The organism is Curtobacterium sp. NPDC092190, from assembly GCF_044755625.1.
In the GTDB taxonomy this organism is placed as follows: Bacteria; Actinomycetota; Actinomycetes; order Actinomycetales; family Microbacteriaceae; genus Curtobacterium.
Genome location: NZ_JBIVRJ010000001.1, coordinates 369,128 through 395,808, shown reverse-complemented (window position 1 = coordinate 395,808; position 26,681 = coordinate 369,128). Strand labels below are relative to the sequence as shown.

The window sequence follows — 26,681 nt, the reverse complement described above, 5'->3', positions numbered from 1 at the left end:
GAGGCGCGCACCCAACCCCGCCACGCGCCTCCCGGCCGACACTCCACCGGACCCGACCGGCGTGCCCACCCAGCCACACGCCCGGCGTCCGTCATCCCCCTCCCACGCACCGTCTCCCCGAACGGAACCACGATGTCGCAGCAGCACAGCGAGCTCTCTGCACAGCAGCAGCTCGAGGCCTACGGCTACAAGCAGGAGCTCAAGCGCTCCGTCTCCACCACCGACCTGCTCGTCTACGGGCTCGTCTTCATGGTGCCGATCGCCCCGTGGGCGATCTTCGGCACCGTCTACAACGCCTCGAGCGGCATGGTGCCGCTCGTCTACCTGGTCGGCCTCGTCGCGATGATCTTCACCGCGCTCGCGTACGCGCAGATGGCGAAGTCGATCCCCCTCGCCGGCAGCGTGTTCTCGTACGTCGGCCGCGGCATCCACCCCACCGCCGGGTTCTTCGCGGGCTGGGCGATCCTGCTCGACTACCTGCTCGTCCCGACGCTGCTCTACGTGTTCGCGGCCGAGAGCATGGTCGGCATCTTCCCCGGCACCCCCCGCTGGCTCTGGGCACTCGTGTTCGTCGCGATCAACACCGTGATCAACCTGCTCGGTGTCTCGTCCCTCAAGCTCGCGAACCGCATCTTCCTGCTCATCGAGCTCGTCTTCGTGGCGATCTTCGTCGTCATCGCGATCGTCGCGTTGACCGGCGGGACCGTGCCCGGCGCCTCGTTCAGCACCGACCAGGTGTGGGACCCGTCGAAGGTGTCCGCACCGCTCATCGCGAGCGCCCTGTCGATCGCCGTGCTGAGCTTCCTCGGCTTCGACGGCATCTCGACGCTGTCCGAGGAGTCCACCGGCCGCCGCGGTGGCGCCGGACTCGCGATGGTCCTGGCACTCGTCATCGTGGCGTTCCTGTTCGTGCTGCAGACGTGGCTCGCGTCGGCGCTGGCGGGCGGTCGTGACTCGTTCCCGGAGGGCGAGGCAGGGAACGCGTTCTTCACCATCGTCGAGCAGGCCTCCTCGAGCGGGTGGGCCACCGCGTTCTTCGCCGTCAACGTGCTCGCCGTCGGCATCGCGAACGCCATGGCCGCCCAGGCCGCGACGAGTCGCCTGCTCTTCTCGATGAGCCGCGACCGGCAGCTGCCCGCGTTCCTGCACAAGCTGAACGGCAGGCTCGTTCCGCAGAACGCGATCATCGTCGTCTCGGTGCTCTCCGCGATCCTCGTGCTGTTCTTCGTCGGGCAGATCGACACCATCTCGTCGCTCGTGAACTTCGGCGCGCTGTTCGGCTTCATGCTCCTGCACGTGTCGGTCGTCGTGCACCACGTCGTGAAGGGGAGGTCCCGCAACTGGCTGCTGCACCTCGTCGTGCCGCTCATCGGCTTCCTGATCATCGGCTACGTCCTGCTCAACGCCGCCGTCGAGGCGAAGGTGGGCGGCATCGTCTGGCTCGTCGTCGGCGCCGCGGTGTTCCTCTACTACCGCCGGACCGGCCGCTCGACCGAGGTCGGGTCGGAAGAGCCCGGCACACTGGGCGAGGGGTCCGTCGGCGGCCTCGACACCACCACCACGGAGAAGGGCCACCGATGACCACCCCCGACCACTTCCTGCCGAACACCCTGGGGCGGCCCGGGTTCGCCGCCGACCGGGAGCCCGTGCTCCGGATCACCCCGGGCACCGGCGAGACGATCGGCTTCGAGACCACGGACGCCGTCTACGCCGAACTCGACGAGCACCACGACCTGGCGCAGCTGCAGGCACCGATCAACCCGGTCACCGGCCCCGTCTGGGTCGAGGGTGCCGAGCCCGGTGACGTGCTCGCGGTGCACATCCACGACATCCAGCTCACCACCCACGGGTGGTCGGTGTCGCTGCCGGGGTCCGGCGCGCTCCAGCACGTCATGCCCGAGGGCGTCTTCGCCCGTCGCTGCCCGATCGAGGACGGCGTGGTGCACGTCACCGACCGGCACGCCTTCCCGGTCCGACCGATGATCGGCTGCATCGGCGTCGCACCGGCATCGGGGACGAACTCGACGATCATGCCGGCGTACGCCGAGGGCGGGAACATGGACGTCACCGAGGCGCGTCCCGGCTCGACCGTGTACCTGCCGGTCCGGGTGCCCGGTGCCCTGCTGTCGATCGGGGACATCCACGCGATCATGGCCGAGGGCGAGTCGTCCTTCGTCGCGATCGAGGCGCAGGGCACCGCGATCGTCTCCGTCGACCTCCTGCAGGGCGGTCGGCCGATCCGTGCACCGCGCATCGAGACCGACGACGAGTGGCTCTTCGTCGGGCTCGGCGACCCCGTGCAGGAGAGTGTCCGACGCGGCTACGAGGACGCGTTCGCGTTCCTCGTCGAGGACCACGGGTGGACGGCCGAGGACGCCTACGCGGTGCTCAGCGCGGTCGGCGACTCGAAGCTCGGCGGGCCGACCGGTTCCGGCGACCCGGACCCGCTGCACCCGTTCGCAGCGGTCGGGGCGGTGACCCTGCACCGGGTGCCGAAGGCGGTCCTGTAGCGGACGACGGACGGGAGGCGCGGGGCGGGGCCGCCACGGGCCTCCCGTCCGGCGGTCCCCGCGGCACCAGCGTGCCCGGTCGTGCGGACCGGCCCGCGGGCCGACCGCGTGCTCAGTCGTCACCGAGCACGACCGACGGATCGTCGACCTCGGCGTCCGGCGGCACCGACGCCGTCGGCTCGGGCACGCCGCTCACCGGTGCGTCCCACGCCGCTGCGCGACCTCGCCGGACCGCGGTCGGCCTGCGGCCCGCGCCGCGGGCTCGGGCATCGCCCGCCACACCTGTCCCCAGACCTGCTCGTACTCGACGCGGGACACCTGCCCGCGACGGACGGCGTCCTCGACCAGGCAGAGCAGGTCGAGCGAGGCCTCGAGGAGCCGGACGTCGCCGTGCACCTCCGGCTGACCGTTGCCGTGGAACACCGTGATCGTCAAGCGTCTGACCCCGGGACGCAACCGCCGTGTCGCCCGGACGAGCAGGACGGGACCGGCGGCGTAGAGCAGGACGGCGACGACGAGGCCGACCGCCGGCACGCGGTGCAGCGCCACGACGAGTGCGACCGCTACGAGTGCGCCGGCCGCACCCCAGACCTGGAGCGCTCGGAGCAGCAGGAGCTCGCCCGCGGTGGTCCCCGGGGCGTGCACCTCGAGCGTGCGCCCGCTCCACAGTGCGCGGGAGACGGGCTGCACGGTGCACCGGCCCCACGGGTGCCACCCGGTGCGCCGTGTCGGGAGCGGTCGTCGGTCTCGGTTCGTGTCCACGACGACCAGCCTGTGGCGGACTGTTCGGGGCCGAGCCGGTCCTGACGGCGTCCTGACGGCTCGGACCGGATCCCGTACGACGTCCTGACGCTGCGACGTCGGGCCTGCGTCGTCCGTCCTCCGCCCGCTACCGTTGCCGGATGGACGACCACGCCCTCGCCGCTGCCCTCGTGACCGACGCCGCCCGGCTCGCGGCCGACATGCGTCGGGACGGGACCGACGCGGAGCGGAAGACCTCGGCCGCCGACCTCGTCACCGCCGCCGACCGCGCCGCCGAGGACCTCGTCCGTCGGATGCTGCTCGAGCACCGCCCGGACGACGGGGTGCTCGGCGAGGAGGGCACCCGGTCCGAGGCGACCCACGGACGCCGGTGGACCGTCGACCCGATCGACGGGACGTTCAACTACGTCGCCGGCCTGCCCGCGTGGTGCAGCGCGGTGTCGCTCGAGGTCGACGGCGTGCTCCGGGTCGGTGCGGTCCGTCGTCCGCTCGCCGACGAGACGTGGGTGGCGTCGGACGGGGTGACGACCCGTGACGGCGAGGCCGTGCCGCCGGTGCAGGACGTGACCCTCGCCGCGACGAGCGTGGCGACCTTCCTCAACAGCTCGCACCTGCGCGCCGCCGAGGCGGCGCCCATGACGGCGCTCCTGGCAGCGGCGGCAACGGTCCGGATCAGCGGGTCGGGGTCCTGCGACCTGGTGGACGTCGCAGCGGGCCGCATCGGCCTCTGGGTGCAGACCGACTGCGCCGACTGGGACTGGCTCCCGGGGCGGGCGCTCGTCGAGGGCGCCGGTGGCGCGGCCACCGTCGTCCGGGCCCACGGGCACGACTGGCACCTCGCCGGAGCCCCGACCGCGGTGCGCGAGGCCGCCGAGCTGCTCGGCGCCTGAGCAGCACCCTGCGCGGAGGGGCGGCACTGCCCGAAGCCGCCTCCTCCGCACCGCCCGGTGCACGTCGTCGTGCACCGGGCGCGTCCTCGGTGGTACCCCCACCGAGACGTCCGGCCGTCAGGCCGTGGCCTGCAGGCGGTCCTGCTCGTCGACCGCGATCTCCACCGTGCCGGACGCGGACGGTCGGCCGAGCGCACGGTGCTCCCAGCCGGCCGCGCGGTACGCGTCCGCGTCGAGCGCGTGCCGGCCGTCGACGATGCGTCGGTGGTGGACGAGCGCGCCGAGGTCGTGCGGGTCCACCGTGCGGAACTGCTCCCACTCGGTCAGCAGCACGACCACGTCCGCATCGATCACCGCCGCGGTGAGCGACGGCGCGTACCGCAGGGTCGGGTAGGCGCGCGCGGCGTTCTCCATCGCCTCGGGGTCGTACACGGTGACGACGGCACCCGCCTCGTCGAGCATCCGTGCGACGTCGAGCGCCGGCGCATCGCGGATGTCGTCGGAGTTCGGCTTGAACGCCGCGCCGAGCGCCGCGATCCGCTTGCCCGCCAGGTCCCCCTCCGCCATCTCCGTGACCAGGTCGACGGTCCGCTGGCGGCGGCGCAGGTTGATCGCGTCGACCTCGTCGAGGAAGCGGACCGCCTGGCCGACACCGAGCTCCTGCGCCCGGGCCGAGAACGCGCGGATGTCCTTCGGCAGGCACCCGCCACCGAAGCCGAGGCCGGGCTTGAGGAAGCGGCCGCCGATGCGGGTGTCGTGGGACAGGGCGCCCGCCAGGACGCTGACGTCCGCACCGGCCGCCTCGCAGACCTCCGCCATCGCGTTGATGAAGGAGATCTTCGTCGCGAGGAACGAGTTGGCGGCCACCTTGACGAGTTCCGCCGTCGGCAGGTCGGCCACGACCAGCGGCGTCCCCTCGTCGAGGACCGGGCGGAAGGCTGCACGCAGCTGCGCCTCGGCCCACGCCGTCTGCACGCCGAAGACGAGCCGGTCGGGGTGCAGCGTGTCCTGCACGGCGTAGCCCTCGCGGAGGAACTCCGGGTTCCAGGCGACCTCGACCTCGGTCCCGGCGGGGGCGACCTCCGCGACGAGCGCGGCGAGCCGTTCGGCGGTCCCGACCGGCACGGTCGACTTCCCGACGACGAGCGCGCGGCGGTCGATGTGCATCGCGAGCTCGCGGAAGGCGGAGTCGACGTACGTCATGTCGGCGGCGTGCGACCCCCGCTGCTGGGGCGTGCCCACGCAGACGAAGTGGACGTCGCCGAACTCGGCGGCCTCGCGCAGTGACGAGGTGAACCGCAGCCGACCGGACGCCAGGGCCTGCGCGAGCTGCTCGGGCAGGCCGGGCTCGTGGAAGGGCACCCGGCCGGACATCAGCGCCTCGACCTTGGCGGGGTCGACGTCGACGCCGAGGACCTCGTACCCGAGGACGGCCATCGAGACGGCGTGGGTGGCGCCGAGGTACCCCGTGCCGATGACGGTCAGGCGGGGCTGGTGGGCGACCGGCGGCATCGCGGTGTCGGGGATGGGTGTGACGGAAGCAGACATGGGAAGGGCTCGCTCTCGGGTCGCGAAGGGTGGGTGGTGACGGACCGCGGTGGCCGTCGGGTGTCAGTCGGTGCAGGCCGTGGTGCTGAACTCGTTCGAGCCGACCACGGTGTTGTCGCAGGAGACGGTGTTGCCCTCGACGGGTCGGAGGGCGAACGCGACGCCGTCGGTGTTGCCGAGGTCGACGCGGTTGTCGGTGAAGGTGTTGTCGGTCCCCCAGCCGGACAGCAGTTCGTGGGTCTGGAAGCCGTCGAGCGGTGAGCGGACGCCCCGGTTCCCGGTGACGGTCCACCCGTTCCCCTTGACGTCCACCCACGAGTCGGCGTGGTTCTCGCCCTGCATCCCGACACCGTCGAAGGAGTTGTCGGAGAGGGTGCCTCCGGTCGTCCCCTCCTTGATGTCGACGTTCTCGGCAGCGGTGTCGGCGATGGTGTTGCCCGTGACGACGTTTCGGTCGCTGCGGTCCTCACGGCAGTCCGAGACCTTGCACCAGTTGCTCTTCGAGGAGCCGATGTAGATGCCCTCGCCGAACTGCGGCTTCCGGAGACCGGTCCTGCTGACGCTGTTGCCGCGGACGGTGTTGTCGCTGCTGTCGGCGCGCAGGTGGATCCCCTCGTCACCGATGTCGGTGACCGTGAGGCCGTCGACCGTCGAGTGCTGGACGTCGTCGAACATGACGCCCTTCTGCCCGTTGCGGACCGTGAACCCCTCGAGCCGCCAGTAGGACGCGCCGTCGAGGTGCAGGACGTACCCGCCCTCCACGTCGCCGCCGTCGAGCACGGCGTCACGCGGGCCGCACAGCGTCACGGGTGCGTCCGACGTCCCGGCCGCGGAGGCCTCGAACCGGCCGGTGTACGTGCCGGACGCGAGCCGGATCACGGCCCCTGCTCGAGCGTCGTCGAGTGCCTTCTCCAGGGCCTTCGCCGTGCTGACCGTCGTCGTCGCGGCGGCGTCGCACCGGGCCGTGTCGACCGGGGAGGCCTGTCCCGTCCCGGCGTCGGGCGATCCAGTCGCGGTCGCGTCGGGCGTCGCACGGGTGTCCGGGACACCGTTCGGCGTCGCGGCCGGGGTCTGCTCGACGCTCGGCGTCGGCCGGGGGCGAGCGGCCTGCTCGTCCCCCCGGTCCGCACCGCTCGTGGCGGCCCACACACCGCCGACCACCAGCGCTCCGACCGCCAGGCCCGCTGCGCCGACGACGAGGTGTGACCGCAGGCGACGGGGTCGTCGCGTCACCGGTCAGCTCCCCGAGGGTGCGACCGCACCCGGCTCGGCAGCGTGCGTGCCGCGGCCCGCCACGGGCGGGAGACCGAGCGAGGCCGGGTCCACCGCGCCGCGGGTGTAGCTGGACAGCGGTGCCTGCTTCGCGTACGGCAGCTCGCGCTGTCCCCGACGTCGACGTCGTGTCCCGCCGATCGCCGCGACCAGCACCACCGTCAGTAGCAGGAGCCACAGCACCGTCAACGGTTGGAACACCGCGCGCAGGGTGACGAGGAACGGTTTCGTCGACTGCCACTCGACGGTCGTGTTGCCCTGCTGGGCGGCTCCGTCGGACCGGGCGAGGTCGATCGCGCTCGGCCCGCGACCGTCCACCGTGTTGTTCTCGACGGCCGTGCCACCCACCGCCCCGACCATCGTGACCCCGTGCACGCGGGCATCGTCGATCGCGTTGTTCGTCACCGACGAGGTCGCGCTGTCCCGGACGTACACGCCGATGTCCGCGCCGTCGACCGAGTTCTCGGAGACCTCGGTGCGACTGGGCCCGTCGAGGACGGCGATGCCGTTCTGCGACGAGTCCTTGACCACGTTGTTGCGGACGACCACGTCGTCGGCGTCGTGCCGGACGACGATGCCCATCTCGTTGCGTGCGACCGTCGACCCGCTGATCCGGACGTTCTTCCCGCCGATCACCTCGATGCCGTAGCGCCCGTTGCCGGAGCTGTTGCTGTCCGAGAGCGCGTTGTTGCCGTAGGTCGTCGTCGGCATGCCGGCCGCGTTCGGCCCCGCCGCGAGCCCGCTGCCGTTCAGCGTGATCCCGTTGCGACCGTTGTCCGAGGCGGTCACCTGGCTGAGGACGATGCCGGTCGACGCCCGCGTCATCTTCACCCCGTCCACCGCGTTGTCCGTCGACCGGACCGATGTGAACGTCGAGTTCGTGACGTAGCGGTGCAGCACGAGGCCGTCGATGAGCGAGTGCTCCACCGTGGCGTCCGACATCGTCACGCCGTCCGCGCTCGTCAGGAAGAGGCCGTAGGCGTTCCCGGCGAAGGTGACGTGCTGCACGAGGGCGGACACGTAGCTGTAGCCGCCGGCGCTCGCCGTGGCGCTGCCGCTCTTCGGCAGCTCGCCGGTCGGCAGGATGGCGTTGCCGAAGACGTCCTTCGTGGTCCGTTCGGTCTTGCCCTGCTGGTCGCCGGAGGCCTGGTCCAGGGTGGAGAGGTTCGTCCCGGTCAGGGAGACCCCGCCGGTCGTTCCGCTCCAGAACCCCAGGTGCGAGAACGCCGCGTACTGCAGGGTCGCGGTCCCGCCCTGCACCCGGACGTACGCCCGTCCGTCCGAGGTCTGCTGGTCGACCCGCCCTGCCTGCGGGTCCCAGGCGTCGATCGTGACCGGAGCCTTCGCCGAACCGACGACCTGCAGGCTGCCGGCCTGGGTGACGATCGACACGAAGCCCTCGTGGTTGCTCGCGAGGTGGATGCGCAGGCCGTCGGGGCTCGCGAGTCGCAGGGTCGCGCCGTTCTCGACGACGATGTTCTCGCTGAGCAACCAGGAGCCGTCCGGCTGCTTGACGAACGTGGACGGTGCGAGCCGTGCGAGGTCGTCGACGGTGTACGCCGCACCACGGGCGACGAGGACGAGTGTGTACGACGAGCCCGTGGCGAGCCGGTACGGCTGCGAGACCGCGAGGCCGCTCCACCGCGCCGCCGAGGCCAGTGCACGGACGTTGTAGATGCGGTCGTTCTCGGCCGTCACCAGCCGGGCCTCCTTGTCCGGGTCGCCCCCGTAGGGTCGTCCCGTCACCGGGGCCGCGGCCGCGGACGTCGTCGCCGCGACGGCGGCGGTGGGCACGCCGAGGACACCCGTGAGCAGGAGCCCGGCACCGACGAGCAGCCCCGCGGCGAGCCGCGGCGTCGTCTTCGTCAGCGCGCTCATGCCGCGACCGCCTGGTCGTCGGAGGTCGCCGCGACGGCACCCTGCGGCAGGACGACACCGGGTGAGGCCACCCGGCGACCGGTCGTCGTCTCCGGCTGGAGGGTCCGAGCCTGCTGCCCGTCACCACCGACCTGGTCGGCGTGCCGGGTGAGCCACCCCTGCTTGTTCATGGTGACGAACGAGTACACCTTGATCGGCAGGGCGACCGCGATCACGACGAGGGCGAGCATCGGCAGCACGAGCAGGTCGAGCGGGTGGCGCTTGAGGTTCGAGACCCCGCGCACCGCACGGCCGAAGAGCAGCCAGCCGATGGTGAACAGGACGCCGACGGTGCTGAGCTCCAGGCGGCTGAACAGCAGGTACCACATCGTGATGCCCATCGTCACCGGGGTCAGGATGATCTGCAGCACCGTGATCTTCGTCACGAAGGGCACCCGCCAGACCCACCCCTTGGCGATCGCCGTCAGGTACGTGCGGTAGGAGTTGCGGCTCCAGCGGATGCGCTGCTTGAAGAACGCCTTGCCGCTCGCCGGGAACATCGACAGCGCCTTCGCCGACGACTGGTGCACGGTCTTGTAGCCCGACGCGATGACGAGCCACGTCAGACGGCCGTCGTCCCCGGCGATGCACCGGCGGCCGAGGAAGAACTCGTTCTCGAGGTTGTCGAGCACCGGCAGCACGGCGGAGCGCCGGTAGGCCGCGGTCCGACCGGACAGGATCGGGACCGCACCCGCCGCGCCCATCGCCGGGACGTAGTTGAAGTACCGCAGGTTGACCAGCCAGTCGGCGATGATGCGCCAGATGCTCGAGTTCCGCTGGTAGACGTTCTGCTGCGTGCCGACACCGCCGACGCGCTCGTCGACGAAGGGCATCTGCACGGCTTCGAGGAGACCGGGCTCCCACGAGGTGTCCGAGTCCACCAGGACCAGGACGTCGTACTTCGCCCGACGGATGCCCTCGCCGAGCGCGCTCCGCTTGCCGACGTGGTGGAACAGCACCGGCTTGACGGTGGGGTCGCCCACCGCCACGATCCGGCGGTACGCCTCGGTGTCCGCCACGTCGAGGACGATGATGATCTCGTCCGGGTGCTGCTCCCGCCAGGAGTCGAGGCAGCGGAGCAGGATGTCCGGGTCCTCGTGGAAGGACGGCACCACGACCGAGGTCGTCGTGCGGAAGCCGTTCTCGACCGGACGAGCGCGCGCCGAGAGCACGACGCGGTAGAGCCACAGTGCCCAGACGATGATGCCGGCGATGCCGATCGGGAAGTACTTGAGCGCTTCGTGACCGAAGGCGGCGATGTTGTCGAGCACGACCTGGGTCGAGGTCTGCGACGCGAAGAGGACGAGCGGGTGCATGAGGTCGGGTCCTTCGTGCGGTGTTCGGTTTCGGGTACGGAACACGACACTCGGCAGCACCGCACGACGGCACGCCGCGCAGGGTGACGCGGGAGCCGCCTGGGTCAGCGGTGCGGAGAGGGTCGGGACAGCGCCGGATCCCCCCGTCGCTGCATGTCGCCAGCCCGGATCGGGGACCGTGGTCCCACTCCGACGCTGAGCGTTGGGCTGAACGTACTCTCGGGTGTGTCGCACCACAAGCACAAGGGAACCGCATTGCGGTCTTGCGGGATTCCGTAGCGGGGTGCTCCGCCGTTGCGGTGCGGTCCGGTGGGGTGCCGCACCGCACCGGACGGGAGGAACGCGGCGGTCCCGCCGCGCGCCTCCCGTCCGTCACCGGCAGGTCGTCTCCCCGCGCGGGGACCGGGCGGCGTCCCCTCGGCGGGCTGCAGCGCCCGCAGCGCGTCCGCGCTCCGCTACAGTCGGGCCTGTCTGCTCGACCCGGGTCGGAGCAGGACCGCACAGCACGACCCCCGTGCACGGCGCGGTGACCGAGGGGTGGGACGTCGTGGCGCGTGCAGGATCAGACGAGGAAGGCCAGGGGTCGCGGGCACCCGCGGAGAGCGGACCCCCGCGTCGCCGCCGCGCAGCTCGCGCCGCTGCGCTCGCCCTGACGATCGTCACGTGCGCGGCGGTCCTGGTGGGTGTCGACACGCTCGTGCCCAGCGGCGACCCTGCCGGAGCCGGCACCGCGGGGCGCGCCCCCAGCGTCACCGCGACGAAGCTCACCGCGACCAGCAGCGTCACGGCGACCCGGACGACCGTCCGGACGACGCTGCGCTTCACGAACCACTCGACGACCCGCAAGCCGGCCCGCGACGCCTGGCTCTCGCTGACCGCCGGCAGCCGGCAGTACACGCTCGGGCACGTCGGGATCCCGTCGCTCGCTGCCGGGGCGAGCACGACCGTCCGGGTGTCGCACCGGGCACCGGCACGCGCACCGGCCGGGACGTACGCCGTTCGCGCCTGCACCGGTGCGTACGCGGCGGCCGGGTGCCGGGCGTCGGCCGCCTCGGTCAGGACCGGCCGGTCCGCGCCCGCACGACCGGCCACCGGGGTGATGCTCGACGTCGCTCGCGCGTACTACCCGGTCCCGCTCATCGAGCAGTACGTCGACCTGCTCGCGGACGACGGTGGGCGCTTCCTGCACCTGCACCTGACCGACGACCACAACGTCGGCATCGAGAGTGCGGTGCTCGGGCAGACCACGGCGAACGCCGACCTCGAGGACGGCGTGTGGACCAGCCGGGTCACGGGCCGTCCCTTCCTCAGCGCCGCGCAGGCGCGCGAGATCGCCGACCACGCGGCACGGCGCGGCATCACGATCGTGCCCGAGATCGACACACCGGGGCACATGGCGGCTGCGTTCGCCCTGCTCGAGGCCCGGCACGGTGCGCGCTGGGTCGACCGGATCCGAGCCGACGAGAGCGAACTCGACGTGACGGCGCCGGCGAGTGCCCGCCTCGCCGCAGACCTGCTGCGCGAGGTGACCCGGACCTTCCCGGCCAGCCGCACCGTGCACATCGGCGGCGACGAGTGGGGCGACGACGCCACGGCGGCCCAGCGGGTCGGGTGGTTGAACACGATGGCCGCCGCCGTCGGTGACCGGGAGGTCTGGGCCTGGAACGACGGCATCGACCGGGCCGTCGTCGGACGGCTGGACCCGCGCATCCACGTCACGTACTGGAGCTTCGACGGCGACACCGAGGACCCGGCGGAGCGCCGCGACCGCCGAGCCCACCGAGCCGGCGCGGACGACCTGGCGGCGGTGGGGACCAACCTGCTGAACTACGACTCCTACTACCTGTACGAGGTGCCGACCGACCTCGACCCCGCCGACAGCGCGTACACGGCGGCCGACCTCCGGGCCCACTGGTCGTTGCGGACGTGGGACGGTGACTCCGGGTCGCGGCTCGCCGCACCGATGTCGGGCGCGGCGGTCGCGATCTGGGGCGAGGACCTCGCGTCACCGCCGTCGGACGCGCTGTTCCGGTGGAGCGCGCCCCACGTGCTCGCGATGCTCGAGACAGCGGGGTCCTGACGACTGCCTGACCGGGCGGCGGAACGGTGTCGGTGCCACGCTCCGGGGGCGGCACCGACACCGGTCCTACTTGATGCCGGTCGACGCGATGCCCTGCACGAACTGCCGCTGGAAGGCCAGGAACACCACCAGCAACGGGAGCACGGTCACCGTCGCGATCGCCATCACGGCCCCCCACGGGGAGCTGAACGCCGGGTTGTTCGTCAGGGTCGAGAGCGCCACCGGCACGGTGAGGTTCTCGTTGCCCTGCAGCACGACGAGCGGCCAGAGGAAGTCGTTCCACCGGGTCATGAAGCCGAGGATGACGAGGACACCGACCAGCGGTCCGCACGACGGCAGCACCACGCGGAAGAACGTCTGGAACTCCCCCGCACCGTCGAGCCGGGCGGCCTCCATCAGCGCGTCCGGGACGCCGAGCATGAACTGCCGGGCGATGAAGATCCCGACGACGTCGAACAGCGTCGGCAGGATCACCGCCCACGGGGAGTCGACGAGCCCCATCTTCGCGACGACGAGGAAACTCGGCACGATCGTCACCTGGATCGGGATCATGATCGTGACGAGGAACGCGGCGTAGAGCAGACCGCGGCCGAGGAACCGGAACTTCGCGAGCGCGTACCCGGCCATGAGTGACACGACGACGCTCAGCGCGGTACCCAGGCTCGTGATGAGCGCCGAGTTGCCGAGCCACCGCCACACCGGCTGGGTGCTGAACACCTGGGCGTAGTTGTCGAACGAGGGCTCTGCGGGGAAGAGGTAGAACGAGCCGCTCTGCGACTGCCCTCCGGGCGTGAGCGCAGACACCACCATCCAGTACAGCGGGAACACCATCACGACCGCCAGTGCGGTCAGGACGGCGACGAGCAACCACCGACGCGGGCGGTGACGTCTCCGGGCGCGCGGTGTGGCCGAACGACCACGGGTCTCCAGGACGGCCATCAGAGCACCTCCTCCGCCTTGCGGTCGGCCCGCTGCCGCAGCAGCGTGAACACGAGCAGGATCGCGACCAGCACCAGTCCGAGGGCTGCCGCGTAGCCCATCCGGGCGTCGATGAACGCCGACCGGAACACGTACTGGATGAGCACGGTGGTGGAGAAGCCCGGACCGCCGCCGGTCATCACGTAGATGACGTCGAACGCCTGCAGCGAGAACACCACGTTGAGGATCGTGAGGATCGACGTGGTCGGTCGGAGGAGCGGCCACGTGATCGTCCGGAACCGGGCCCAGCGGGACGCCCCGTCGATCGCCGCGGCCTCCTTGAGCTCGGCGGGGACGGACTGCAGCGCCCCGAGGTAGATCACCATGCAGAACCCGATGCGGGTCCACACCACGACGATCACCAGCGTGGCCATCGCCCACCCGGGAGCGGTCAACCACGGCGACCGTCCCAGCCCGAGGGCTTCGAGCAGGTTGTTCACCACGCCGTAGTCACCGTTGAAGATCCACGACATGACGACGCCGACGACCACGCCCGCTGCGACCATCGGGACGAAGAACAGCGCACGGAAGACCCCGCGACCGGGCAGCGGTCGGTTGAGCGCCACGGCGAGCGCGAGTCCGATCGCCATCGACGTCGGGACGGTCCCGATCGTGAACACGAGCGTGTTCCGCAGCGCGGTCACGATCAACGGGTCCGAGCCCATGGAGACGAAGTTGCCGCCCCCGATCCACTCCCCGTCGCCGATCGAGGTGCTGCTGTCGCGCAGGCTCAGCAGGACCGCGATGACGATCGGGACGAGCGAGAACGCCAGGAAGAGCAGTCCCGCGGGACCGACGAAGACGTACGGGACGAAGCGGCCCCGTCGCGACCGGGTGGGCCGTCCGGCGCGGAGCCCGCCGGTCGGCGGCCTGGTCGTCGCCGGGTGCACCGGCGCGGTCTCAGTTCGCAGTGACACTGCGCATCGCCCCCATCATCTGGTCTGCTGCGTCCTCCGGGCTGAGCTGCCCGAGGAGACACAGGTCGAGGTAGTCGGCGAAGACCGCGTTGAGCGATGCGAAGTACTGCCCGCTCTCGGCCTTCACCATCGACAGGGGGATCGTCGCGCCCTGGTCGATGAACTGCTGCATGGTGTCGGAGTGGGTCGCGTACCCGATGTCGGCGGCGTCGAGGGACTTCCGCGCCGGCAGCCAGTTGCCGTCGTGGCAGAAGCGTTCGACGTTCGCCCGGCTCGTGATCATCACGACGAGTTCCGCTGCGAGCTCCGGGTACCGGCTCGACTTGGTGACCGCCAGGGCGTTCCCGCCCAGGTCGCTCGCCTCGCCGGAGTTGCGCACCATCGGCGCGGTGCCCCAGTCGTCGGGCATCTCCTCGTCGAGCTGTGCCATCGGCTCGGGGTTGTTGAGCATCATCCCGATCTGCCCCGTCATGAAGAGGTTCCGGGCGACGTCGCCGCCGCCGGTCTTGCTGAGGTTGCCCGTGGTGGCGAGGCCCTCGGAGTACCACTTCCGTCCGAACTCGAGGGCACCGATCGCCTCGGGGGTGTCCATCGACGGGGTCGCTCCGTCCTCGCCGAGGAAGGCGCCGCTGTTCTGGTACACGAAGGGCAGCCACCGGTACGCGGTCTCCGGTCCGCTCCAGCCGTAGCCGAAGGCGTACTTCCCGGTGACCTGCTTGACCTCGCGGGCGACGTCGAGGAACTCGTCCCACGTCCAGGCGTCCGCGACGGCGGTCGGCGGCGTGACGCCGATGCGTTCCATGACGGTGCGGTTGTAGTAGGTGATGAAGTTGTCGGTGTGCTGGAACACCCCGTACACGCCGTCGTTCCGAGCGCCGATCGCCCAGAACGGGTCCGTGTAGTCGGCCCGGTAGTCGGCGGGAACCTGAGAGCTGATGTCGACCAGGCTGCCGTTGGCGGCGTACCGACCGATCTGCTGCGGGGTGATCCGGATGATGTCCGGGGCGAGGTCGGCGGCGAGGCGGGTGATGAACCACTGGTGGAACTGGCCCGTCGTGACCTCGACGGCGACGCTCGTGCCGGGGTGCGCGGCGACGAACTCGTCGGCGATCGCCTGGTAGCTGGTGATGTCGGTCGGGATGTTCCAGGTCGACAGGCGGATGTGCTTGGTGCCGCCGTGCGCGGCGGTCCCCTGCCCCGCGCAGGCCGCGAGTGCGCCGGCCATGGAGATGCCGGCGAGCGCGAGGAACCCCCGTCTGGCCAGCTGGGGGGATGGTCGGGTCGGCATGGTCCTCTCCTTCGAGGTCGTGGTGCCGTGTGCGTTCGGACGGGAGGCGCGGCCTGCGCGGGCGCGTCGTCGCGCCCCGCGTGGACGGGTCGCGACCGGTGCTGCGGTCGCGACCCGACGGGTGGCCGCGCCGGCGCGGGGACGGTGACCCCGCGCCGGGCGTGCGGGGTCAGACGAGCGCGGGACGAGCCTCCCGGTCGGCTCCCACGGGCGCACCGGAGGTGACCGCCGACGCCGGACGCAGGGACTCGGGCAGCAGCGCGGCGTGCGCGTGCAGGAGTTCGTCGGTCATCGCGGCGATCCGGTCGAGGGTCAGGTGCGCTGCGGTCAACGGGTCGAGCGCGACCGCGTGGTGCACGTGTGCCACGTCCCCCGTGAGTGCGGCGCGCACGGCGAGCGTCTGCACGTTGGTGTTCGTGCGGTTGAGCGCGGCGAGCTGGGGCGGGAGTTCGCCGAACGACGTCGGCTGCACGCCCTTGCCGTCGACCAGGCACGCGACCTCGACGCAGGCGTCGGACGGCAGGTTCTGGATGACGCCCGTGCTGTTCGGCACGTTGCCGTACACGACCGCGGGGACGCCGGTGACGATCGCGTTGACGATGGACGCGCCGTACTCCACGCTCGGAGACAGGTCGGCCTTGAGCTTCTCGAGCTGCGCGTCCACGTCGCCCTGTTCGTCGTGCGCGCGGCAGATCTCGTAGTAGTCCCAGCGCTCCGGGATGTACTCGAGCACGGTCTCCGGGTCCTTCCGGAAGTACGGGACGTACTCGCTCGCGTGGTGGCTCGACTCGGTCTCGAAGTACCCGAAGGACCGCATCAGCTCGGTGCGGACCTGTTCGTTCCCGCCCTCGTAGTTGCTCGCAGCGACGGCGGCCTCGCTGTGGTCACCGTCGTCGTCGTGCAGGTCGGACGCCGCGGTCCCCCGCCGGTGCTTCGCGGACATGACCTCGCGGAGGCGCGGGTACAGGTCCTCGCCGCCCCGGCGTCGGAACTCGAGGATCCAGGCCTGGTGGTTGATGCCGGCGCTGACGAACTCGACCTCGTCGTACGGCACGTCGAGGGTCCGGGCGAGCATCCGCGTCGTCCCCTGCACGCTGTGGCACAGCCCGACGGTGCGCAGGCCCTTCGCGTTGAGGAACGCCGTCGCCATCGCCATCGGGTTGGCGTAGTTGATGAACTGGGCGTCCGGGCAGAGCTCGAGGGCGTCACGGGCGATGTCCTCGTAGGCGCGGACGGACCGGAGGAACCGGAAGACGCCGCCGGGGCCGACGGTGTCGCCGACCGCCTGGTCGATGCCGTACCTCCGCGGGATCTCGACGTCCCACCGGTACGACTCGACCCCGCCGACCTGGAACGTGATGATGACGACGTCGGCGCCGTCGAGGGCTTCGCGCCGGTCGGTGGTCTCGAGGACCTCGACCCCGAGCCCGTGGTGAGCCACGAGTTCGCGTGCGGCCGTCGCGGTGCGGGCGACCCTGCCCGCGTCGAGGTCCATGAGGTGCAGGGTCGCGTCCTGCAGTGCGGGGAAGCTCACGAGGTCGCCGATGAGGCGGAAGGGGAAGACGAAGCCGCCGGCGCCGATGATGGTGATCTTGGTCATGTCGTCACGCTAGGAAGCGAGGCTCCCCCGGGTCCTCCGGCTTCGGACGGGAGGGTTCCAGGATCCTCGGACGGGCTGCTCCCCGACGGATGCCGGCCTGGCCGAGCGGCCGGTACCGGCCCTGCCGGTCGGGCGGTGCGCTGTCGTAGGCTCGCGGTGTGCTCGACGTGGAGACGGTGGAAGCGGCGTACTGGAGCCATCGCGGCCCGGCGCCGCTCATGGCGTCGTCGCACCGGCACGACGACCTCGAGATCAACCTCGTGCTCGAGGGGCGGCTGGACTACCGGTTCGGCGGTGCGCCCGTGAGCGTCCACGCCGGGGAGATCGCACTCTTCTGGGGGTGGACACCCCACCAGCTCGTCGGCGACGCGACCGGGACCGGGCAGTTCCGCTGGGTGCACATCCCGCTCGGCGAGGTCCTGGCGTGGGGGCTGCCCGACCACGACCTGGGCGCCATGCTCCTCAACCGGCCCGTCGTCGTGCCCACGGCCGCCGCCGGTCGGGACGTCGAGTCGATGCTGGGGTCGTGGCAGCGCGACTTCGCGGACGACGGCGCCGAGGTGATCGCGAACCTCGAGGCCCAGGCGCTCGTGCGGCGGCTCCTCCGCCACCACCGTGACGCCCTCGCCCTGCGCGCCGAGGACGGACACGGCACCGCGGACGCGATGCACCGGGTGATCGACATGGTGCGGTTCGTCGTCGACCGGTTCCGGGACCCGATCGAGGTCGCCGACGTGGCTGCCGCGGCACACCTGCACCCGCACTACGCGATGACGGTGTTCCGTCAGGACGTCGGCGCGACGATCCTCGAGTACCTGACGCGCTGCCGGGTCGCCGAGTCGCAGCGGTTGCTCGCGACCACCTCGCTGACCATCTCGGAGATCGCGCACGCGGCGGGCTTCGGGTCGCAGTCGAGCTTCTACGCGCACTTCACCCGGGCCTGCGGAACGGCACCGGGCACGTACCGGGCACAGCTGCGCGAGGGCCCGAGGCGCTGACGGTCGCGCTGGCCCGTCAGGTCGGGCGGTCCTGTTGCGTCCCTGACGACCTCGGTCCGCGACTGCTCGGGGTCAGGAGTCGCAGGAGCCGAGCGGAGTCGTCCACGTCGCCGTCCTGTCGGTCACTGCTCGAGCGCTCGGCGCAGCAACGGCAGCAGCGCGTTCCCGTCGCGGCCCCGGACGACGGGCACGCCGTGCACCAGCGTCACCTGCTCACGCCCCGACGTGGACTCCTGCACCTCACGGATGGCGATCGCTGCGACCGCCTCGCGATGGTCGCGAGCGAAGGCCGAGTAGAGCTCGGGGTCGTGTTCGCCGTCGTCACCGATGAGCACCCAGGAGACGTCGGGCAGGTCCTCGCGCAGCCGGAGGAGGGAGGACCGCTTGTGTTCCTTCCCGTCCCGGAACCAGTGCGTCGGTGTGATCCCCCAGTCCGTCATGAGCAGCGTGCCGGCCGGGAACCCGTTGCGTTGCAGGAACCGCGAGGCGATCCCCGCGAAGTTCCACGGACCGTTGCTGACGTAGACGACCGTCGGCTGACCTTGACCACGGACGACGTCCTGCACGAGCTCGGCCATGCCGGGGACGGCCTTCCGCGTCGCACTCCTGCCGAAGAACGTCCGTCGGGCGGCTGCGATCGGGTTCGACATGCCCGTGACCCACACGGTGTCGTCGATGTCGCAGACGACGCCCCGGTGTGACCCGCCTGCGACGGCGTGGATCGGCACACGGGTCGGCGCTCGCCCCGGCAGTCGCAACACGGCGTCCTCGGGAGCAGACCCCGACGAGTGATCGAGCGCCACGCTCAGGTCCACGAGCCCTTGCTCGTCACTGAACGCCGTCGTGGTCGTGCCGCCGAGCGCGACCTCCACCTCGACGTCGGGGCGTTCCACCGTCAGCAGCCGACGCCATGCGGCGATCCCACGTCGGGCGGCCGGGTCGACCGATGCCGGTGCGAGCACCACCCGGGCCAGGACACGGCCCTGCTGCGCGTCGGCGTAGCCGGAGTACGGCAACAGGGCGGGGCGCCAGCCGAGCCGCGTCAGTCCGCGGGCGAGCCACTTGCGGGCACCGGTCACGACGACGTACGTGACGGTGAGGAGCTTCGGACGCGAGGTCCCCGGGCTGCGGAGCGACGATGACACCCGTCCACCGTACGGGGGCAGGGTCGACCGGGGACTGCCCGACGGGTGATCACCGACGATCCGGGGCAGCCGGACCGTCGACGTGCCCGTGGAAGACTCGCGACATGGACCTCGACGACCTCGGCCAGCGGATCTGCATCCTGGGGCCGTCGAACAGCGGCAAGTCGACCCTCGCGGCGGCCGTCGGCCGAGTCCGTTCCCTTCCGGTGATCCATCTGGACCAGTACCGGCACCTGCCCGGGACACAGTGGGTCGAGCGCCCGGACGACGAGTTCGAGCTGATGCACGACGAGGTGGTGCGCACCGATCGGTGGGTCATCGACGGCAACTACTCCCGCTGGCTCCCCGAGCGGCTCCGGCGCGCGACGGGCCTGGTGGTCCTGGATGCCTCGCCGGCAGCGAGCGTCGTCCGGTACGTCCGCCGGACCCTCTTCGAATCCGACCGCGCCGGGAGCCTGGACGGCACTCGCGACCGTCTCCGCATCGAGATGATCCGGTTCATGCTCGGACCCGCCAGGAAGAACCGGCTCCGGTACCGACACGCCTTCGACGAGTTCGGACGACCGAAGGTCCTCCTGCCGGACCGTGCGGCCCTCGAGGACTTCTCCCGTCGCAACGACCTGGCCCGGCGCAGCCCCCACGGATGAACCGTCCGCTGGGCGGTCGGCTACCGAAGCGGCTCGGACGATGGCGAGGTGGCGCGCAGGACGAGACGTACCGCCTGTACCGCCTCAGCGGGCACGAGGTGCACGTCGTCGAGCGACGTCGCGGCGATCCAGGTCGGGGCGTACTCGTTGCGCTCCGAGGCACGCTGCAGCTCCGGGCCTCCGAGCGACAGCTCCGCGGAGCTCACCCGCACCGTGATGAGATACACGGCAGGTGTGTCGCTCTCCACAGGGACGTCGAGCAGGTCGCCCACGTGACCGTCGAGCCCGGTCTCCTCGAGCAGCTCACGGCGGCAGGCCGCACGGAGATCCTCGCCCGCTTCGACGCCACCACCGGGGAGCACGCAGTAGCTCCGCCCGTCCTTGCGTCGCTCGATCACGAGCACCCGCTCGTCGCGGACGACGACTGCCACTGATCGGATGCGCACGACCTCAGCTCACCACGTTCTACTGCTCGTCCGTCGCCTGGAGTGGGTACGCCAGGGTGCCTCGGCCTCGACCTCGACCTCGACCTCGGAAGCCGACAGCTCGCCAGAACGCGACCGCATCGCGGTCCTCGGGTGACGGGTCGACCACGAAGTGGGTCCTGCCGCTCGCCCGGACCCGCTCGAGCAGGGCCTCGACCACCTGTCGACCGACACCCGCACCACGCTCCGCGGGCAGCAGGATGAGGTCTGTACCGGCGCCCGATCCATCGGCGTACAACTGCGTGAAGCCGACCACTCGGTCGTCGACCTCGACGAGGAAGCACTCGACGTCCGGGAGACGAGCGCCCAGGTACTTCTCCCGGAGCTGCGATTCGGACCGGAACCCAGGCCCGCCCCATCCCTCGAACGCCGGATCGCGGAACAGTGCCCGCACCTCGAGGAAGTCGCCAGGCGTGGTGGGCCGGAGGATCAGCGCTCGCTCACTCCCTCGCATCGAGCGAGCCTCCCACCGCACGTCTCGCAGGTCAACGAGCAACGCGTTGTCCCGGACGACACCGCGCTGAGCCACGAACGGCCCCTGACGGCGAGCTGCCGGAGGGGCCGTGGGCGTCAGGGCGACCGTCGTCAGTCGGTCGTCCGTCGCCGCGGGCGGCGGGCGAGTGCTGCGGCTTGGTCATCGCGGGTGTAGTCGAGCGCCTGGATCGCGTGTTCGACGCGCGAGCGGGTCGTGGGTCGGACGTTGGTGGCGCCGTTGAGGACGCGGGACACGGTCTGGTGTGACACGTGCGCAGCGGCGGCGACGTCGTGGATGGTGGGTGGTTTCGGCACAGCTGGCTCCCGTCGACGTGAGGTGCGGGCACCGTCCGTGGACGACGTGACGGTGCCCGCCGCGAAGCCGGTGGATCAGGAACCGGCCTCGCTGCTCCGCCCGTCCACTCGGTGCCCCGGGTCGGGGCCGGGCGGAGGTCGGAGCGGCCTCAGTGGCCGGCGCCGAGGTTCCCGGCGAGGCGGCCGTGGAAGGCCCGGCTGGCGTCGTTCATGCCGCGGATCTCGACCCGCTTGCCGTGCTGGTGGTACTTCGTCTCGATCGAGTCGAGCGCGGCGACGGTGGAGGCGTCCCACACGTGCGACCTGGTCATGTCGATGATCACGAGCTCGGGGTCGTCCGAGTAGTCGAACTGGGTGGTGAGGTCGTTGGAGGAGGCGAAGAACAGCTCACCCTCGACGGTGTACAGCGCGTGTTGTTCACCGGTCGGGAGCGTCTCCATGCTCCGCGAGACGTTGGTGAAGTGGGAGACGCGGCGGGCGAAGACGACCATCGCGGCGATCACACCGATGATCACACCGATGGCGAGGTTGTCGGTGGCGACGACGATCACGACGGTGAGGACCATGACGATCGTCTCGCCGACCGGCATCCGCTTGAGCGTGGAGGGCTTGATGCTGTGCCAGTCGAAGGTGCCGACGGAGACCATCACCATGACGGCGACGAGGGCTGCCATCGGGATGATCGCGACGACGTCGCCGAGCCCGACGACGAGGACCAGCAGGAACACGCCGGACAGGAACGTCGAGATGCGGGTCCGAGCGCCGGAGGCCTTGACGTTGATCATCGTCTGGCCGATCATCGCGCAGCCGCCCATGCCACCCAAGAGGCCGGAGGCGATGTTCGCGACGCCCTGCCCGAGGGATTCGCGGGTCTTGCGGGAACCGGTGTCGGTGACCTCGTCGACGAGCTTCGCGGTCATCAGCGACTCGAGCAGCCCGACGAGCGCCATGGCGAGGGCGTACGGGGCGATGATCGTGAGCGTCTCGAGGTTCACCGGGACGTTCGGGATGAACAGGGTCGGGAGGCTGTCGGGCAGCTTGCCCTCGTCGCCGACGGTCGGGACGGCGATCGACGCGAACACGGTCACCAGGGTCAGGACGACGATCGCGACCAGGGGTGCAGGGATCGCCTTCGTGAGGCGTGGCAGCAGGACGATGATCGCGATACCGGCCGCGGCGATCGGCCAGACGAGCCAGGAGACGCCGATGATGTTCGGCAGCTGCGCGGTGAAGATCAGGATCGCGAGCGCGTTGACGAAGCCGACCATCACGGACCGGGGCACGAACCGCATGAGCTTCGCCGCGCCCAGCCCACCGAGGACGAGCTGGAAGATCCCGCCGAGGAGGACGGTGGCGATGAGGTAGTCGAGGCCGTGTTCCTCGACGACGGGGGCGACGACGAGGGCGATGGCTCCGGTGGCGCCGGTGATCATCGCGGCGCGGCCGCCGACGAAGGAGATGACGACAGCCATCACGAACGCCGAGAACAGGCCGACGCGGGGGTCGACCCCGGCGATGATCGAGAACGAGATCGCCTCGGGGATCAGGGCGAGGGCGACGACGAGGCCGGCCAGGACCTCACGGAGCAGGATCTTCGGGTTCCGCAGTGCGGACAGGACGGTGGGGCTGTGGTGCACCTGGACGGGCACCGACTGCGTGACGGTGGTCACGGGTCTCCTTCGGATGGGGGTGCGGGCGCTGCGCCCGCGAGAGCTGTCGTGGGGCGCGTCATCGCGCACGGCCGGCGGCGGCAGAGCGTCCAGCCGGATCCAACCCTTCCGTTGCGGGAAGGTTGGTATGGTTCGACTCTAACGCAACGGAAGGGTTGTTGCGCAAGTGGAGGGTGACGACGTGACGATGTCGAACGAGTACCTGATGCACATCGGCGAGGTCGCCGAGCGCACCGGGTTGAGTGTGAAGACGATCCGCGACTACGACGCCGCCGAGGTGCTGCACCCGTCCGGCCGCACCGAAGGCGGCTTCCGCCTGTACTCCGAGGACGACGTCGCCCGACTCCTGATGGTGCGGCGGATGAAACCGCTCGGGTTCTCCCTCGGGGAGGCCGGGATCCTGGTGGACGCGGTGAAGATGCTCGACGAAGCGCAGCCCGACGTCGACCTGACCGCGGTCCGTTCGCGGGTCGCTGCGTTCATCCGGGACGCTGAGACACGACGAGGGCGCCTCCAGGAGCAGCTGCACATGGTCGACGAGTTCCTCGACGAACTCCGCGCGCACTGACCCGCTCGCGGGCGGCCGCTGGTACTCGCGTGCCGCTGGCCGATCAGCTGTGCAGTGCCGGGTGACGTGGGGCGCGGGCGAAGACGGAGACGACGGCGACGACTGCCGGCAGGATCGCGGCGACCAGCACCGGGGTGGCGTAGTCGCCGGCGACGTCGTGGCCGAGCGCGAGCAGCAGCGGTCCGAACGCGGTCGAGGCGAGGTTCGTCCCGGTCGCGACGCCGCGGATCACGCCGATGTTCGCCGTTCCGTAGTACCGGACGTACGCGGCGGCTTCGATGCCACGCAGGGCTCCGCCGGCGGCGCCGAGGACGAGCCCGTAGAGGACAGCGGTCCACCCGGTGTGCACGATCGGGAGCAGCAGGAGTGCGCCGGTGAGGGTCGTCATCGCGATGGTGACGCCGAACTTCGGCGGGATGCGGTCCGACAGCGCGCCCGTGAGCAGGGTCGCGGCGATGCCGGTGACGGTCTGCGGGAGGAAGTTCGCGGCCGCTTCCCCCGGGGTGAGGCCCTGCTCGCCGAGGACGGCGACCTGGTGGAAGGCCAGCGCGGTGCTGAGCATCCCGGACACCGCGAGCCCGGCAGCGATGGTCCAGAACATGCCGGTGGCGGCCGCTTCCCGGAGCGTCCACACCGGCCCGCCACCGGCAGCTTCCGCGGACTTCCTGCCCTGGGCAGTGGCGGTACGTCGCGGAAGGAGCAATCCGATCGGGATCACGACCGCGGCGACGACGACCGCCTCCACCCGCCACGCGACGTGGATGTCGGTGCCCGCGATCAGGGTCTCGACGAACACCGGCACCAGGGAGATCCCCCCGGAGCCGATCCCGGACGCGATCCCGAGCGCGAGGCCCCGTCGGTCGGCGATGCTGCGGGCGACGAGCGTCGTCGCGGCGAGCGAGAGCGCGCCCTGTCCGGCCATGCGCACACCGACGAACCCAGCCGTCAGGCCGACGATCCCCGCGACGAAGCTCAACGCGGCGAGGAACACGGCGAACGCGACCCCGATGATGATCGTCATCCGCCGGACGCCCCACCGGTCCAACGCTCGACCCGTCAACGGCAGGACGCACGCACCCAGCAGGGTGCCGATGAGGTAACTCGTCGACACCTCCGTCCGTGAGATGCCCAGCTCCCGGATCAGCGGGTCCGTGAACACCGACAGGCCCGCCGTCTGCCCCGGCGCACTCATGACCGACAGGGCACCGCCCGCAGCGATCACCGCGACCCACGGCAACCAGCCACGTGCACCCCTCGCCGTCCGGCCGGGCGGCGTCGCTGTCGGATCCGCCGGTGGGACGGCACCCGGGGTGGGCAGGGTGATGTCAGATGTGTTCGGGGAGGACGTGATGCCACGCTCGCTTTCACTGGGGACTCCCGAACCCTACCGCCACGGAAGGGTTGTCGATCCCTGGTACAGGGGCCGGGGACACGACGGCGCTACGCTCGCCAGAGCCCAGCAGGACCACGAAGGAGAAGCCGATGACGGAGCGAGCCGCACCGACGACGATGCACATCGGCGAACTCGCCGACCGTACGGGCCTGTCGAACCGGACGATCCGCCACTACGACGAGGTCGGTCTCCTGCACCCGTCCGGCCGGACCGAGGGCGGCTTCCGGCTCTACACCGACACCGACCTCGCCCGGCTGCTCATCATCCGTCGCATGAAGCCGCTCGGCTTCTCCCTCGAACAGATGGCCGAACTGCTCGCCGTCGTCGACGCCCTCGAGGTCGTCGGTGACGGACCCGGGCAGGCGCGTCTCCGCGAGCAGCTCGACGAGTACATCCGCGACACCGAGCAGCGGCGCGCGAAGCTCGAACAGCACCTCGGCATGGCCGACGAGTTCCTCGGGATCCTCCGCGAGCGGTGAACGCCGGAGCACCTGCGAGGCGATCTGTCGACGAGCGAGGCACGCCGGGGAACGGTCGTTCTCCCCGCGTTGTGGGTCTCGAGGGCCTCCTCACGGCCTGGTTCGATGGTCCCCGTACCGGACTCGTGATCCGGACGGTGTCGTGTCTGGCTGCATTCGGGTTGCAGCCAGGCACTGCTTCCCGTGTCCCGTGTCCCGCCCGTCTCCGGCCGGTCCGCAACTCCTGCACGGGGGCGTTCACGGGATGACCACTGTCCGCGCCCGGTCGGGGGGTTGCGGAGCAGTAGACAGGGCAGTTCACTCGAGAGCGCACCGTGTTCCACTACGGCAGGGAGACCAGCACCGATGCGTTCGATCGTGTACACCAGCACACAGACCCGTCCGATCACGGACACCGAGCTCGCGCAGATCCTCGCGGTCGGGCGGGAGAAGAACACGGCCCTCGGGGTGACGGGCATCCTGGCGCACAAGGGTGACAACTGCCTCGGGATCATCGAGGGCGACGACGAGACCGTTGCTGTCCGCTTCGAACAGGTCCGCCGTGACCCTCGGCACACGAACGTCCGGATCCTGGCGGACGAGCCCGTCGCCCAGCGGTCGTTCCCGGACTGGTCGATGGCGTTCCAGCCGCTCGATCCGCTGATGCAGCAGGTCCCGGGATTCAGTGACCTGTTCGGCCCCAGCCAGCCAGCCGACCCCATGTTCGGCCTGACCCGGGCGCGAGGGCTGTTGGAGTGGTTCCGGAAGCACCCGCTGGCACCCCTGACGAGCCGGACGGCCGAAACGGACGAAGCACCGCGCACGCGCGCGATCGACGGGGCGATCGCCGCGCTCCACGACGGCGGCGTCTCCCGGTTCACCCTCGACGTCGTCGCTGAGCGCGCGGGCATGGACGCCGACGAGGTCCGTGCGGCGTTCCCGACGGAACGGGCGCTGCTCGCCGCGACCGTCGAACGGTGGACGCAGACGATCGCGGCGCCGCTCGTGCCGTTGATGGCGGAGAAGGGCACCGTCCCGTTCCTGCACGCCCTGCTCGCTGCACATGCGGAGCAGCCGGCACTCATGGAACTCCTCGCCGCGAGTCTCGCGTCCGCCGCTGACCCGACGGTGGAGGGCGCCGACTACCACCGGTCCACCTACCGGCGGTTCCGGCAGTCGATCCGTGACGGGCTCGCAGCGGACGTCCGCGACGGACGGGAGCCGGCGACCATGGACCCGGTCCGGGGCGCGCAGCAGTTGCTGGCGCTGTACGACGGGCTCCGCCTGCAGGCGCTGCTCACCACGGACACGGACCTCGTCGACGCGTTCGACCGCGCGGCGACGCGGATGCGTCGCGGGTGGTCCGAGCAGTACGAACAGCCGTCGTACTGGGACACGCCCGGCGCCGGGACCCGCTAGCGCCTGCGGGACCGCCGCTCGTGCCGTGGTT

The 26,681-nt window shown here is 71.1% G+C and carries 24 protein-coding genes; 9 read left to right on the top strand and 15 right to left on the bottom strand.

Annotated features, from left to right (window positions below; genetic code table 11):
* Positions 1 to 132: 132 nt before the first annotated feature.
* Positions 133 to 1,581, top strand: coding sequence for an APC family permease (locus tag ACIQFY_RS01845; protein ID WP_245171083.1), 1,449 nt, complete (start codon positions 133 to 135; stop codon positions 1,579 to 1,581).
* Complete coding sequence (locus ACIQFY_RS01840) at positions 1,578 to 2,510, top strand: acetamidase/formamidase family protein (protein ID WP_400338055.1); 933 nt, start codon at positions 1,578 to 1,580, stop codon at positions 2,508 to 2,510. Before ACIQFY_RS01845 ends, ACIQFY_RS01840 begins: the two co-directional genes overlap by 4 nt.
* Before the next feature lie 192 nt (positions 2,511 to 2,702).
* On the opposite strand, the gene ACIQFY_RS01835 is transcribed toward ACIQFY_RS01840, so the two are convergent.
* Positions 2,703 to 3,272, bottom strand: a complete 570-nt coding sequence (locus ACIQFY_RS01835; RefSeq protein ID WP_066654152.1) for a DUF6611 family protein — start codon at positions 3,270 to 3,272, stop codon at positions 2,703 to 2,705.
* A gap of 140 nt (positions 3,273 to 3,412) precedes the next feature.
* Between ACIQFY_RS01835 and ACIQFY_RS01830 the strand changes: the two genes are divergently transcribed.
* Positions 3,413 to 4,162, top strand: coding sequence for an inositol monophosphatase family protein (locus tag ACIQFY_RS01830; RefSeq protein WP_066654151.1), 750 nt, complete (start codon positions 3,413 to 3,415; stop codon positions 4,160 to 4,162).
* Between the two features lie 117 nt (positions 4,163 to 4,279).
* Here ACIQFY_RS01830 and ACIQFY_RS01825 read toward each other — a convergent pair whose 3' ends face one another.
* The 4 genes from ACIQFY_RS01825 to ACIQFY_RS01810 all read right to left on the bottom strand — a co-directional run bounded on the left by ACIQFY_RS01825 (position 4,280) and on the right by ACIQFY_RS01810 (position 10,215).
* Positions 4,280 to 5,710, bottom strand: a complete 1,431-nt coding sequence (locus tag ACIQFY_RS01825) for a UDP-glucose/GDP-mannose dehydrogenase family protein (RefSeq protein WP_209682735.1) — start codon at positions 5,708 to 5,710, stop codon at positions 4,280 to 4,282.
* 63 nt (positions 5,711 to 5,773) lie between these two features.
* Positions 5,774 to 6,943 (bottom strand): right-handed parallel beta-helix repeat-containing protein, encoded by a 1,170-nt coding sequence (locus ACIQFY_RS01820; protein ID WP_066654146.1) that lies wholly within the window; start codon positions 6,941 to 6,943, stop codon positions 5,774 to 5,776.
* Positions 6,944 to 6,946: 3 nt separating this feature from the next.
* On the bottom strand, positions 6,947 to 8,860 hold the full coding sequence (locus tag ACIQFY_RS01815) for a right-handed parallel beta-helix repeat-containing protein (protein ID WP_066654144.1): 1,914 nt from the start codon (positions 8,858 to 8,860) through the stop codon (positions 6,947 to 6,949).
* Complete coding sequence (locus ACIQFY_RS01810) at positions 8,857 to 10,215, bottom strand: glycosyltransferase (RefSeq protein WP_209682738.1); 1,359 nt, start codon at positions 10,213 to 10,215, stop codon at positions 8,857 to 8,859. The genes ACIQFY_RS01815 and ACIQFY_RS01810 overlap by 4 nt, the downstream gene beginning before the upstream one ends.
* Positions 10,216 to 10,729: 514 nt before the next feature.
* Between ACIQFY_RS01810 and ACIQFY_RS01805 the strand changes: the two genes are divergently transcribed.
* Entirely contained in the window at positions 10,730 to 12,295 is a 1,566-nt protein-coding gene (locus ACIQFY_RS01805; RefSeq protein ID WP_400338052.1) for a family 20 glycosylhydrolase, read from the top strand.
* Between the two features lie 66 nt (positions 12,296 to 12,361).
* Here the strand turns inward: ACIQFY_RS01805 and ACIQFY_RS01800 are convergent, their stop codons facing one another.
* The 4 genes from ACIQFY_RS01800 to melA all read right to left on the bottom strand — a co-directional run bounded on the left by ACIQFY_RS01800 (position 12,362) and on the right by melA (position 17,078).
* Positions 12,362 to 13,234 (bottom strand): carbohydrate ABC transporter permease, encoded by an 873-nt coding sequence (locus ACIQFY_RS01800; RefSeq protein ID WP_400338050.1) that lies wholly within the window; start codon positions 13,232 to 13,234, stop codon positions 12,362 to 12,364.
* Positions 13,234 to 14,190 carry a carbohydrate ABC transporter permease gene (locus ACIQFY_RS01795; RefSeq protein WP_209682743.1) on the bottom strand — a complete coding sequence of 319 codons (957 nt, stop codon included), beginning with the start codon at positions 14,188 to 14,190 and terminating at the stop codon, positions 13,234 to 13,236. The genes ACIQFY_RS01800 and ACIQFY_RS01795 overlap by 1 nt, the downstream gene beginning before the upstream one ends.
* Entirely contained in the window at positions 14,174 to 15,478 is a 1,305-nt protein-coding gene (locus ACIQFY_RS01790; protein WP_400338047.1) for an ABC transporter substrate-binding protein, read from the bottom strand. The genes ACIQFY_RS01795 and ACIQFY_RS01790 overlap by 17 nt, the downstream gene beginning before the upstream one ends.
* A 169-nt stretch (positions 15,479 to 15,647) precedes the next feature.
* Entirely contained in the window at positions 15,648 to 17,078 is a 1,431-nt protein-coding gene (melA, locus tag ACIQFY_RS01785) for an alpha-galactosidase (RefSeq protein WP_400338045.1), read from the bottom strand.
* A 158-nt stretch (positions 17,079 to 17,236) separates the two neighbouring features.
* Here melA and ACIQFY_RS01780 point away from each other — a divergent pair, with 158 nt between their 5' ends.
* Positions 17,237 to 18,076, top strand: coding sequence for a helix-turn-helix domain-containing protein (locus tag ACIQFY_RS01780; RefSeq protein WP_400338044.1), 840 nt, complete (start codon positions 17,237 to 17,239; stop codon positions 18,074 to 18,076).
* Positions 18,077 to 18,198: 122 nt separating this feature from the next.
* Here ACIQFY_RS01780 and ACIQFY_RS01775 read toward each other — a convergent pair whose 3' ends face one another.
* Positions 18,199 to 19,221: an App1 family protein gene (locus ACIQFY_RS01775; protein ID WP_400338042.1), complete on the bottom strand. Its 1,023-nt coding sequence runs from the start codon at positions 19,219 to 19,221 to the stop codon at positions 18,199 to 18,201.
* Between the two features lie 104 nt (positions 19,222 to 19,325).
* Between ACIQFY_RS01775 and ACIQFY_RS01770 the strand changes: the two genes are divergently transcribed.
* On the top strand, positions 19,326 to 19,868 hold the full coding sequence (locus tag ACIQFY_RS01770; RefSeq protein WP_400338040.1) for a hypothetical protein: 543 nt from the start codon (positions 19,326 to 19,328) through the stop codon (positions 19,866 to 19,868).
* A gap of 20 nt (positions 19,869 to 19,888) precedes the next feature.
* Here the strand turns inward: ACIQFY_RS01770 and ACIQFY_RS01765 are convergent, their stop codons facing one another.
* The 4 genes from ACIQFY_RS01765 to ACIQFY_RS01750 all read right to left on the bottom strand — a co-directional run bounded on the left by ACIQFY_RS01765 (position 19,889) and on the right by ACIQFY_RS01750 (position 22,812).
* Positions 19,889 to 20,314, bottom strand: a complete 426-nt coding sequence (locus ACIQFY_RS01765) for an NUDIX domain-containing protein (protein ID WP_400338039.1) — start codon at positions 20,312 to 20,314, stop codon at positions 19,889 to 19,891.
* Between the two features lie 19 nt (positions 20,315 to 20,333).
* Positions 20,334 to 20,807, bottom strand: a complete 474-nt coding sequence (locus ACIQFY_RS01760) for a GNAT family N-acetyltransferase (protein ID WP_400338037.1) — start codon at positions 20,805 to 20,807, stop codon at positions 20,334 to 20,336.
* 131 nt (positions 20,808 to 20,938) lie between these two features.
* Positions 20,939 to 21,142 carry a LacI family DNA-binding transcriptional regulator gene (locus ACIQFY_RS01755; protein WP_066654131.1) on the bottom strand — a complete coding sequence of 68 codons (204 nt, stop codon included), beginning with the start codon at positions 21,140 to 21,142 and terminating at the stop codon, positions 20,939 to 20,941.
* A gap of 149 nt (positions 21,143 to 21,291) precedes the next feature.
* Positions 21,292 to 22,812, bottom strand: coding sequence for a SulP family inorganic anion transporter (locus ACIQFY_RS01750; RefSeq protein WP_400338035.1), 1,521 nt, complete (start codon positions 22,810 to 22,812; stop codon positions 21,292 to 21,294).
* A gap of 187 nt (positions 22,813 to 22,999) precedes the next feature.
* Here ACIQFY_RS01750 and ACIQFY_RS01745 point away from each other — a divergent pair, with 187 nt between their 5' ends.
* Complete coding sequence (locus ACIQFY_RS01745) at positions 23,000 to 23,380, top strand: MerR family transcriptional regulator (protein ID WP_058728562.1); 381 nt, start codon at positions 23,000 to 23,002, stop codon at positions 23,378 to 23,380.
* Positions 23,381 to 23,423: 43 nt separating this feature from the next.
* Here the strand turns inward: ACIQFY_RS01745 and ACIQFY_RS01740 are convergent, their stop codons facing one another.
* A complete protein-coding gene (locus tag ACIQFY_RS01740; RefSeq protein WP_400338033.1) occupies positions 23,424 to 24,572 on the bottom strand; it encodes an MFS transporter in 1,149 nt (382 codons plus the stop codon).
* Positions 24,573 to 24,862: 290 nt separating this feature from the next.
* Here ACIQFY_RS01740 and ACIQFY_RS01735 point away from each other — a divergent pair, with 290 nt between their 5' ends.
* Together ACIQFY_RS01735 and ACIQFY_RS01730 are read left to right on the top strand one after the other, a co-directional pair.
* Positions 24,863 to 25,252 (top strand): MerR family transcriptional regulator, encoded by a 390-nt coding sequence (locus ACIQFY_RS01735; protein WP_209682764.1) that lies wholly within the window; start codon positions 24,863 to 24,865, stop codon positions 25,250 to 25,252.
* A gap of 345 nt (positions 25,253 to 25,597) precedes the next feature.
* Positions 25,598 to 26,650, top strand: a complete 1,053-nt coding sequence (locus tag ACIQFY_RS01730) for a BLUF domain-containing protein (protein WP_209682767.1) — start codon at positions 25,598 to 25,600, stop codon at positions 26,648 to 26,650.
* The last annotated feature ends 31 nt before the right edge of the window (positions 26,651 to 26,681 follow it).

Bases quoted from the DNA above. Each gene is read 5' to 3' on its own strand.
- ACIQFY_RS01845 (WP_245171083.1), top strand. From the start codon at position 133: ATGTCGCAGCAGCACAGCGAGCTCTCTGCACAGCAGCAGCTCGAGGCC.
- ACIQFY_RS01840 (WP_400338055.1), top strand. From the start codon at position 1,578: ATGACCACCCCCGACCACTTCCTGCCGAACACCCTGGGGCGGCCCGGG.
- ACIQFY_RS01830 (WP_066654151.1), top strand. From the start codon at position 3,413: ATGGACGACCACGCCCTCGCCGCTGCCCTCGTGACCGACGCCGCCCGG.
- ACIQFY_RS01825 (WP_209682735.1), bottom strand. From the start codon at position 5,710: ATGTCTGCTTCCGTCACACCCATCCCCGACACCGCGATGCCGCCGGTC.
- ACIQFY_RS01815 (WP_066654144.1), bottom strand. From the start codon at position 8,860: ATGAGCGCGCTGACGAAGACGACGCCGCGGCTCGCCGCGGGGCTGCTC.
- ACIQFY_RS01810 (WP_209682738.1), bottom strand. From the start codon at position 10,215: ATGCACCCGCTCGTCCTCTTCGCGTCGCAGACCTCGACCCAGGTCGTG.
- ACIQFY_RS01800 (WP_400338050.1), bottom strand. From the start codon at position 13,234: ATGGCCGTCCTGGAGACCCGTGGTCGTTCGGCCACACCGCGCGCCCGG.
- ACIQFY_RS01790 (WP_400338047.1), bottom strand. From the start codon at position 15,478: ATGCCGACCCGACCATCCCCCCAGCTGGCCAGACGGGGGTTCCTCGCG.
- melA (WP_400338045.1), bottom strand. From the start codon at position 17,078: ATGACCAAGATCACCATCATCGGCGCCGGCGGCTTCGTCTTCCCCTTC.
- ACIQFY_RS01770 (WP_400338040.1), top strand. From the start codon at position 19,326: ATGGACCTCGACGACCTCGGCCAGCGGATCTGCATCCTGGGGCCGTCG.
- ACIQFY_RS01760 (WP_400338037.1), bottom strand. From the start codon at position 20,807: ATGCGAGGGAGTGAGCGAGCGCTGATCCTCCGGCCCACCACGCCTGGC.
- ACIQFY_RS01745 (WP_058728562.1), top strand. From the start codon at position 23,000: ATGTCGAACGAGTACCTGATGCACATCGGCGAGGTCGCCGAGCGCACC.
- ACIQFY_RS01740 (WP_400338033.1), bottom strand. From the start codon at position 24,572: ATGAGTGCGCCGGGGCAGACGGCGGGCCTGTCGGTGTTCACGGACCCG.
- ACIQFY_RS01735 (WP_209682764.1), top strand. From the start codon at position 24,863: ATGACGGAGCGAGCCGCACCGACGACGATGCACATCGGCGAACTCGCC.
- ACIQFY_RS01730 (WP_209682767.1), top strand. From the start codon at position 25,598: ATGCGTTCGATCGTGTACACCAGCACACAGACCCGTCCGATCACGGAC.